Annotated in this window: 10 protein-coding genes and 1 pseudogene (1 of these 11 running past the window's edge); 6 read left to right on the top strand and 5 right to left on the bottom strand. The window is 53.5% G+C overall.

Annotated features, from left to right (window positions below; genetic code table 11):
* The 3 genes from H5U36_07100 to H5U36_07090 all read left to right on the top strand — a co-directional run.
* The coding region annotated (locus H5U36_07100; GenBank protein MBC7217890.1) for a hypothetical protein crosses the window boundary (this coding region is incomplete at its 5' end): on the top strand, nucleotides 1-66 show 66 of its 428 nt. The annotated region extends 362 nt beyond the left edge of the window.
* On the top strand, nucleotides 45-299 hold the full coding sequence (locus H5U36_07095; GenBank protein ID MBC7217889.1) for a hypothetical protein: 255 nt from the start codon (nucleotides 45-47) through the stop codon (nucleotides 297-299). The genes H5U36_07100 and H5U36_07095, both read left to right, overlap by 22 nt.
* A gap of 86 nt (nucleotides 300-385) precedes the next feature.
* Nucleotides 386-1,603, top strand: a complete 1,218-nt coding sequence (locus H5U36_07090; GenBank protein ID MBC7217888.1) for a 2,3-bisphosphoglycerate-independent phosphoglycerate mutase — start codon at nucleotides 386-388, stop codon at nucleotides 1,601-1,603.
* A gap of 33 nt (nucleotides 1,604-1,636) precedes the next feature.
* Here H5U36_07090 and hydE read toward each other — a convergent pair whose 3' ends face one another.
* The 4 genes and pseudogenes from hydE to H5U36_07070 all read right to left on the bottom strand — a co-directional run bounded on the left by hydE (nucleotide 1,637) and on the right by H5U36_07070 (nucleotide 4,642).
* Nucleotides 1,637-2,698, bottom strand: a complete 1,062-nt coding sequence (gene hydE / locus H5U36_07085; GenBank protein ID MBC7217887.1) for a [FeFe] hydrogenase H-cluster radical SAM maturase HydE — start codon at nucleotides 2,696-2,698, stop codon at nucleotides 1,637-1,639.
* A complete protein-coding gene (nifU, locus tag H5U36_07080; GenBank protein ID MBC7217886.1) occupies nucleotides 2,695-3,069 on the bottom strand; it encodes a Fe-S cluster assembly scaffold protein NifU in 375 nt (124 codons plus the stop codon). The genes hydE and nifU overlap by 4 nt, the downstream gene beginning before the upstream one ends.
* 2 nt (nucleotides 3,070-3,071) lie before the next feature.
* Nucleotides 3,072-4,232: pseudogene (gene nifS, locus H5U36_07075) on the bottom strand (cysteine desulfurase NifS).
* Nucleotides 4,229-4,642, bottom strand: a complete 414-nt coding sequence (locus tag H5U36_07070) for an Rrf2 family transcriptional regulator (GenBank protein MBC7217885.1) — start codon at nucleotides 4,640-4,642, stop codon at nucleotides 4,229-4,231. The pseudogene nifS and the gene H5U36_07070 overlap by 4 nt, the downstream one beginning before the upstream one ends.
* 180 nt (nucleotides 4,643-4,822) lie before the next feature.
* Between H5U36_07070 and H5U36_07065 the strand changes: the two genes are divergently transcribed.
* From H5U36_07065 to H5U36_07055, 3 genes are read left to right on the top strand one after another with little or no spacing between them, the layout of a single operon-like run.
* Nucleotides 4,823-6,094, top strand: coding sequence for a phenylacetate--CoA ligase (locus H5U36_07065; GenBank protein ID MBC7217884.1), 1,272 nt, complete (start codon nucleotides 4,823-4,825; stop codon nucleotides 6,092-6,094).
* 14 nt (nucleotides 6,095-6,108) lie between these two features.
* The gene (locus H5U36_07060) at nucleotides 6,109-6,537 is read left to right on the top strand and encodes an ACT domain-containing protein (GenBank protein MBC7217883.1); all 429 of its coding nucleotides are present in this window, start codon (nucleotides 6,109-6,111) and stop codon (nucleotides 6,535-6,537) included.
* A 15-nt stretch (nucleotides 6,538-6,552) separates the two neighbouring features.
* Nucleotides 6,553-7,035 (top strand): NAD(P)H-dependent oxidoreductase, encoded by a 483-nt coding sequence (locus H5U36_07055; GenBank protein MBC7217882.1) that lies wholly within the window; start codon nucleotides 6,553-6,555, stop codon nucleotides 7,033-7,035.
* Between the two features lies 1 nt (nucleotide 7,036).
* On the opposite strand, the gene H5U36_07050 is transcribed toward H5U36_07055, so the two are convergent.
* On the bottom strand, nucleotides 7,037-8,236 hold the full coding sequence (locus H5U36_07050) for a M20 family metallopeptidase (protein ID MBC7217881.1): 1,200 nt from the start codon (nucleotides 8,234-8,236) through the stop codon (nucleotides 7,037-7,039).
* Nucleotides 8,237-8,354 lie beyond the last annotated feature (118 nt).

Here is an 8,354-nt window from a genome sequence, read left to right as displayed (position 1 = left end):
TTGTCCGTCCCCATATGGGGAGGGAGATGCAGGGGAGGGCTCCCATGGAGGTTCTCTCATCTTTGAGGAAGGGGACCAGTCCTGTCCTGGGAGCTTTCCCGGTGCTCGTTCTTGACCGGGTATCCCCGCACCTTTCCAGGCTATGGGATATCTCCCATATCCCCTGGGATAACTCACCTAAGAACAAGAAGGAGGGACTTGTGAACGAAACTCTGGAACATTACAGTGTATGGGTTCACATCATGTGGGACACTCTACAAGTCCAGCATCCCTCAGGTGCTCCCAGGGGATCTGTGTGAACCGGGACAGAGAGTAACTTTGGTCCTGTGGTCTCGAGGATGCAAGTTGTGGTAACATATTTTGAAACCTGAAAGGGGGAGAGAAAATGGGAAACATCCTCGATAACCTGAAAAACCTGCTCAAGAAGGGTCAGAGCAAGATGGTGCTTTGCGTTGTGGACGGTCTTGGGGGTATTCCCCATCCTGATTTCGGCGGGAAAACGGAGCTTGAGGCAGCAAGGACTCCGAATCTCGACGCTCTTGCCCAGAAAAGCTCTCTTGGTCTCATGATTCCGGTGAATTTCGGTATTACCCCAGGGAGTGGTCCGGGACACATTGCGCTTTTCGGGTACGATCCAGAAGAGGTCGTGATTGGCCGGGGTGTTCTTGAAGCCCTGGGAGTTGGAATGGAGCTCAGAGAGGGAGATGTTGCTGCACGGGCAAATTTCGCTACGAAAAACGGGGAAGGTATCATCACCGATCGGCGAGCGGGGAGAATTTCCACCGAAGAGTGCCAGCGCCTTGTGCAGCGGCTCCAAGAGAGCATTCGGAACATTGAGGATGTGGAGATACTCCTCAAGCCGGGAAAGGAACACCGTTTCGTCATGGTCCTCCGGGGAAGCAATCTGGGCGATAACCTTAAAGATACGGACCCCCAGAAAGAGGGACTCCCCCCCTACGAACCCAAAGGCTTTGACGCACCATCGGAGAAGACTGCCCGCATTGTCAAAGCTTTCCTTGAAAAAGCCGAGGCTCTCCTTGCAAATGAGCCAAAGGCTAATGCTATTCTCCTTCGGGGCTTTTCCAAGTCCCCAACTCTTGAGAAATTCCCTGAACGGTATGGAGTCCGGGCATTAGCCGTCGCCATCTACCCCATGTACAAGGGAATTGCCCGGCTTTTTGGATTTGATACCCCGGATGTGGAAGGGGATCTGCGGGATGAGGTAGAGTTCCTCAAGTCACGGTGGCAGGAATACGATTTCTTCTTCCTCCACTACAAGGATACCGACAAAGCCGGAGAAGATGGAGACTTTTCCCGGAAAGTGGAACGTATCGAGTACTTTGACTCTCTGCTCCCTGAGATTCTTTCCCTCTCTCCTGATGTTCTCGTCATTACCGGTGACCACGCAACGCCATCTCTTCTCAAGGGGCACTCCTGGCATCCCTGCCCGGTTCTCCTCTACTCGCCGTATGGAGGGGTACCTACGGGAAGGCGCTTTACGGAGAGGGAGTGCATAACGGGGTATCTTGGCCACTTTCCTGCCCGAGCCCTCATGAGCCTCATGCTTTCTTCAGCCCTGCGCCTTGGAAAGTTCGGAGCATAGAACTCAGAAGGGCCAGGTTTCCCCCTGGCCCTTCTACACGGAAAGACGAACTCTATCCCCGAAATCTGTAGCAATTGTCCGCCCGAGTTTTGCAACCATTTTCTCCATGCAGGGGAGACAGCTCCCCCAGGCTTCCTGGATGCATATCTTGCCCGGGTAGATTGTGTACTGGATTCGGTAAGGGGAAGGGGTGAAGTTCGGCATAAGGACGTTGGCGCCACAGCGAAGCCCTCGCTCTCTCCCCCCGGGAACCAGGGTTCCCAAGGCGGTGGTGGCCGGAAGGTTTGTGGTTTTTGTCAGGATGCGGGTCAGCGCAAGGACCTTGAGGGTCAGAAGGCATTTCTCCTCCGGGTCCATGGTGTACCCCCCAAGAGGGGTATCGGGATGAGGTATGAAAGGTCCAATGCCAATCATGTCAAAATCCCATTCCTGGAATTTCTTGATGTCGAGCGCCAGAGATGCATAGGTCTGGCGCGGGAGGCCTACCATGTTCCCGCTTCCCACCTGGTACCCCAGGTCTTTGAGTATCTCTTGACATCTGAGGCGTTCGTTGTAGTCATCATCGGGATGGAGGCGAACAAAAAGCTCTTCATCGAAGGTTTCCTGTTTCAGGAGGTAGCGGTCGGCTCCTGCGTCCTTCCAGAGGGCGTATTCCCAGGGTTCTCTTTCTCCAACGCTTAAGGTTATGGCTACTCCAAGCTTTTTGATTCGGTGGATGAGTTCGGCAAAACTCTTCGCTTCGTACCAGGGGTCCTCTCCCGACTGGAGAACGATGGTCTTTACCCCGAGGCGGGCAATGCGTTCGCAGAGAGCATATATTTCTTCGGGGGACATGCGGTACCGTTTGAGATTTCTATTTTCCTTTCGCAGCCCGCAGTAGAGGCAGTTCTTGCGGCAGAAGTTGGAGAACTCCACAAGTCCCCGGAGATGCACCGCATCCCCAACGTACTTTTTGCGCTTCGCATCGGCAATGGCAAAGAGCTGTTCAGTAACTTCAGGGTCCTTGCAGGCTAAAAGGGTGGCGATATCTTCCTGAGAGCAATCTTCTTCCTTTTCGAGGAGCTCGAGGATGTCAAAACAAGGACCTTTCTTCACCTCTTCTGCCTCCTTGTGCGGTAATCCTCAATGGCTGCCCGAATGGCTTCTTCAGCAAGAACCGAACAGTGCATTTTGTGCGGTGGGAGACCCCCGAGAGCCTCCGCTACAGCCCGATTCGTGACCTGAAGAGCCTCTTCGATGGTTTTTCCCTTGATGAGTTCTGTAGCCATGGAGGAGGTGGCAATGGCTGCACCACAGCCGAAAGTTTCGAATTTAGCATCCTCAATGCGATCGTCTCGAATCTTCAAGTACATCACCATGACGTCCCCACAGATGGGATTGCCCACTTTCCCAATTCCATCGGCATCCTCTATTTTCCCGACATTTCTCGGGTTTCGGAAATGTTCGAGAACCTTTTCGGAGTACATGCTCATCGCCTCCCCTTACCGAAGGGAGAGATTGCCCGGAGTTTCTCCACCACTTTTGGAAACACTTCAACCACCTTAGAAATTTCCTCTTCCTTTGTCCACTTCCCGAGGCTGAACCGGATTGAACCGTGGGCAAGTTCATGGGGGTACCCACAGGCTAAGAGCACATGGGAGGGCTCAAGGGAGCTTGAGGTACAGGCTGAACCACTGGATACGCAGATCCCCTCAAAGTCGAGGTTGAGAAGAAGCGATTCCCCTTCAACGTATGCTACAAGGACAAGGCTTGTGTTGTAGAGTCGGGGCGCATGGCGACTTGCAATGTGAAGGTCGGGGACTCTTTCTTCCAGTTCTTTTTCCAGCTTGTCCCGAAGAGCGCCAACCCGACGCGCCTCTTCCTCCATTTCTTTCTCCGCAATTTCAAGAGCCTTTGCCATACCCACGATTCCAGGAACATTTTCCGTTCCGGCCCTCTTTCCCCGCTCATGGTGTCCTCCGAGAATCTGGGGGACAATGCGCGTTCCCCTTCACACGTAGAGGAATCCTGTCCCCTTGGGACCGTAGAACTTATGCCCGGAAGCAGAAAGGAGGTCAACTCCAAGGGCATCAACATGGACAGGAATCTTCCCCACGGTTTGAACGGCATCGGTATGGAACACCGCCCCTCCCTCGTGGGCAATTCGGGCAAGCTCTGCGATGGGCTCAATGACGCCCGTTTCATTGTTGGCATGCATTATGGAGACGAGAATCGTATCCGGTCGAAGGGCTTTTTGGAGTTCCTCCGGATGCACGATGCCGTTTTCGTCCACAGGAAGATAAGTTACCGAGAATCCCTCTTTTTCAAGTGCCCGAAAGACATTGAGTACCGCATGGTGCTCTATAGCTGAGGTGATGAGATGGGTTCCTTTCTTCCTCAGGGCTTGGGCAACTCCTCGAATGGCGAGGTTATTCGATTCGGTGCCGCCGGAGGTGAAGATGATTTCTTCTTCTCTTGCTCCCAGAAAGCGGGCGATGGTGGATCGGGCTTTCTCCACCGCGCGGCGGACTTCCTGTCCCGGACGGTGGAGTGAGGAGGGGTTGGCGAAGAATTCCCCAAAAAAGGGGAGCATTGCCTCCGTCACTCTCGGATCACAGGGGGTTGTGGCGTTGTAGTCGAGGTAAATCATTTCTGCTCCTCCTCCACAAGGTTTTTGAGAGTCTTCGAAGCAAAGAAACCCGCAAGGCATGCCGCCGTCTCTTCCCAGAGTTTCCTTGTACTGCAGGAAGTCACAAGGGAACAGAAGGAAGGGTTGGCCAGGCATTCCACCGGATGGATGGGTCCCTCAAGGGCCTGCACTATCTCAAGGAGAGTGATTGCCTCAGGAGGCCGGGTGAGAACATATCCCCCTTCTTTTCCCCGCACGGCCCGTACAATACCTCGGGCCTCAAGAATTGCAGCAATCTGGCGGAGGTAATCCGGGGAGAGATGTTCTGCCTCCGCTATATCCCGAGCCCTGAGGGGTGCCGAGCTTCCAAAGAGTTTCGCCAACCTCACCAGGAACCGCAGGCCGTACCGAAGGCGTGTGGACACCCGCATGGCTCCTCCCCCTCTCTGATTGTAAGAAAAACTATAGAAATAATAGCATAACTTATGAAAATACGCAAGGCGGGGAAATATTCCAATCACAGTATCCAGAGAAGGTCAGTTGTGCTATAAAAGAGGAAACAGGAGCAAAAGGGGGTAGGAGCATTGTACTGGGAAAAGGACATTGAAACCATGCCCAGGGAAGAGTTGTATGAGCTCCAGAAGACAAGGCTTCAGAAGACCATTCAGAATGCCATGCGAACACCTTTCTACCGGCGTCTCTTCGCTCAGCATCGGATAAATCCCGAGCGCATCAAAACCCCAGAGGACCTAAAGCATGTCCCTTTCACCACAAAAGAGGACCTCCGTCGGGGATTCCCCTTTGATTTTCTCGCTGTGCCTCTCGAGGAAGTTGTTCGCCTCCACTCCTCCTCCGGAACTACGGGAACACCAACGGTTATCTACCACACGAGGGAGGACCTCGATCGGTGGACGAACCAGGTTGCCCGCTGCCTCTACATGGTGGGGGTACGCAAGCACGACGTCTTCCAGAACATGATGAGCTATGGACTCTTCACGGGTGGGCTTGGAATGCATTACGGCGCAGAACGTATCGGAGCTCTCACCATTCCCATTGGTGCGGGGAACAGCAAAAGGCAGATTTGGTTCCTCAAGCACTTCAAGAGTACCGTCATCCACATTATCCCAAGCTATGCCCTCCTTCTTTCCAACATCATTAGGGGAGAGGGCCTGGACCCGAAAAAGGACTTCAACCTCCGTATCATTCTCCTTGGCGCTGAGCCGCACAGTGAAGAGACCCGCCGGAGAATCGAGGAGATTTACGGGGCAAAGGCGTACAACTCCTATGGCCTCTCAGAGATGAACGGTCCTGGAGGAGCCTTCGAGTGCCTGTACCAGGATGGCATGCACATTTGGGAAGACTACTACATTGTGGAAGTTATCAACCCTGAAACCCTGGAACCGTGTCCTCCAGGAGAACCGGGGGAGATTGTCCTCACCACCATTTTCCGCGATGCCACCCCAATTCTCCGGTACCGAACACGGGATGTGGCAGCCCTCATCGAGGAACCCTGTCCCTGCGGTCGGACCCACCGGAGAATCACAAGGATTCAGGGGCGAACCGATGACATGTTCATTTTCCGGGGCGTGAACATCTTTCCCATGCAAATCGAAAAGGTTCTCATGAACATTCCTGAAGTGGGTTCGAATTACCGCATTGTTCTTGAGCGAAAAGATTACGAGGATACCATGCGGGTAGAAGTAGAAATCAAACCCGAGTTCTTCTTTGGCGACCTTCAGAAGCTTGAGCGACTCCGAGAACGAATCGAATCAGAGCTCCGAGCTGAGATTCTCGTAACCCCTGAAGTGATTCTCGTAGAGCCGGGGAGCCTTCCCACTCAGGAGGGGAAAGCCCAACGGGTTTTTGACTACCGGAAACTCTAAAAGGAGGGAGAGACATGGCGCATCAGGTATCGGTTTTTGCAGAGAATAAACCTGGCCGGATTGAGAAAATCACCCGTATCCTCGCTGAAGGGCACATCAATATTAGAGCCATTACCATCTCAAGTGCCAATGGATTCGGGGTGGTGAAGATTCTTGCCGACCAACCCCAGAGGGCCTTTGACGCCTTGCGGGAACACGGCCTCCCTGTGTACCTCCAGGAGGTTATCGCGGTTGTTCTTGAGGATATTCCAGGAGGCCTCCACAAGGTTGCAAAGGTCCTGGCAGAGAATGGCATCAACATAGAGGATGCTTATGGATTTGTCGTTGAGAGGGGAAAAACTGCTGTTTTGGTACTCCAGGTGGAGCACGAGCCACACGCCCAAAGTGTTCTTGAGCGGAACGGCTTTACGCTCCTGAGTGACGAGGAAATCTACAGACTCTAAAAGGAGGATAAGGCTGTGGGGGGCAGAATTGTGGTGTTTTTTTCTCGGAGTGGGAGGACGAAAGCAGTGGCTGAGGGAATAGCTCGGGAACTTGGAGCACCCCTGGAGGAGATTCGGCTCAAGAAGGTGAAGAATCGCATTCCTACTCCCGGCATGATTGTCAGACGGTTCAGGAAAGGGGAACTTCCTGCGGTGCATACCGATTTCCCTGACATGGGAAGGTTTGATGAGGTTATCCTTGGGGGACCGACCTGGGCATTTGATATTGCTCCACCTGTTTTGAGCTTTGTGGAGCATGTTAACTGGAGTGGAAAGAGAGTCCACCTTTTTGCAACTGAGGCCATCTTTGGTGGACAAAGAGCTATACATCATCTCAGGCAGGTTCTCGAGGATAAGGGAGCACATGTCGAGAAGGAAAAAGTATTCCCTACCCTCTTCCGAAGTCGTAAGGCCCTCCAGCTCAAGGGTCGGGATTGGGCCAAGGTTCTCAGAAAGTAGCCTATTCTCCACCAAGGAGCCGAAGGGCCAGAAGGGCGTATACTCTTCCAGCAGTCACGATTTGAGTCACGGGGACAAATTCGTTAGCAGAGTGAGCTTCCTCTATTCGACCGGGACCAAAAATGAGGGTTGGTATCCCTGCCTCCACAAGGAATGAGGCCTCACAGGAAGCAGGAAAGGGAGCAAACATTGGGACTTCTCCCGGGATGTCGGAAATAGAGCGGGAAAGGAATCCCACAAGTTCTGTATCCCTTGGAACCTTTGCTGGGGGGAGATGAGGAATGCACTGGGTTATGGTGTAGTCAAAGGGAACCCCCTCTTTTTCTCTCACCGCCTCTACCGTTTCCTGCAGAATCCGTTCCATCTCTTTGAGGGAAAAGGAAGGCAGGGTCCGCACATCGACCTCAAGCGTACAGGTTTCCGGAACCACGTTGGGTGACACGCCTCCAGCAATTTTTCCTACACTTAAAGCTGGGGCTCCGAGATCCGGGTCTTCGAGTTTCGCAAGCTCTTTCCGTTTCTTCTCAAGGAGTTCCACAATAAGGGAGGCGTAGTACACCGCATTGAGCCCCTGATCGGCCACTGCGGCGTGACACGATCGTCCTCGTACTTCGATGCGGTACGCCGCCACACCCCGATGTCCCAAGCTGATGTTGAGGCCCGTTGGTTCCCCCACAATGGCGTAATCCACCACCTCTTGCCGAGCTTGGTACATCTTCATCCATTCCTTGATTCCGGCGTTCTCTTCCTCTTCGTCCACCACGAAGACAATCTTGAGCTTACCGTACAGGGAATGAGCAAAAAGAGCAATCATTTTGGCTGCGTACATCATGGCGGCGAGGGCCCCCTTCATGTCGCAGGCTCCTCGCCCGTAGAGGCGGTTGTGCACAATTTCTCCCCCAAGAGGTGGGTAGGTCCATCCGCTTCCCACTGGTACGGTATCCATGTGTCCGTTGAAAAGAAGCACCGGTCCCTCCCCAAGGGCTCCCTGGATTTCCGCTACGAGATTTGCCCGCTGTCCGTCCACTTCCTGCCATTCTACGGATATGCCGTTGTCGATGAAGTAGTTGGCGATGAATCGGGCAATTTCCACCTCGCCATCGGTTCGGGAAACACTTGGAATCCGTACCAAGCGCTGCGCCAGGTTAATGGGTTCAAAGAGATCGAACTCATTGTCAAGGAGCGCTTTCCATTCCGGCATGGCTCACCCGAGATACCGACTCCCTCGCTTCTGCAGGGCTATGCTTTCCTTACAGAGAGGACACTCTTCAGGGGTGTATACGAGCATCTCCATGGTAAGGAGCGGGACATACCGGTAC

This window comes from Candidatus Caldatribacterium sp. (assembly GCA_014359405.1).
Taxonomy (GTDB): Bacteria; Atribacterota; Atribacteria; order Atribacterales; family Caldatribacteriaceae; genus Caldatribacterium; species Caldatribacterium oleiphilum.
Note: the sequence above shows the minus strand (reverse complement) of the source record. Positions and strands in the feature narration are given on the sequence as shown.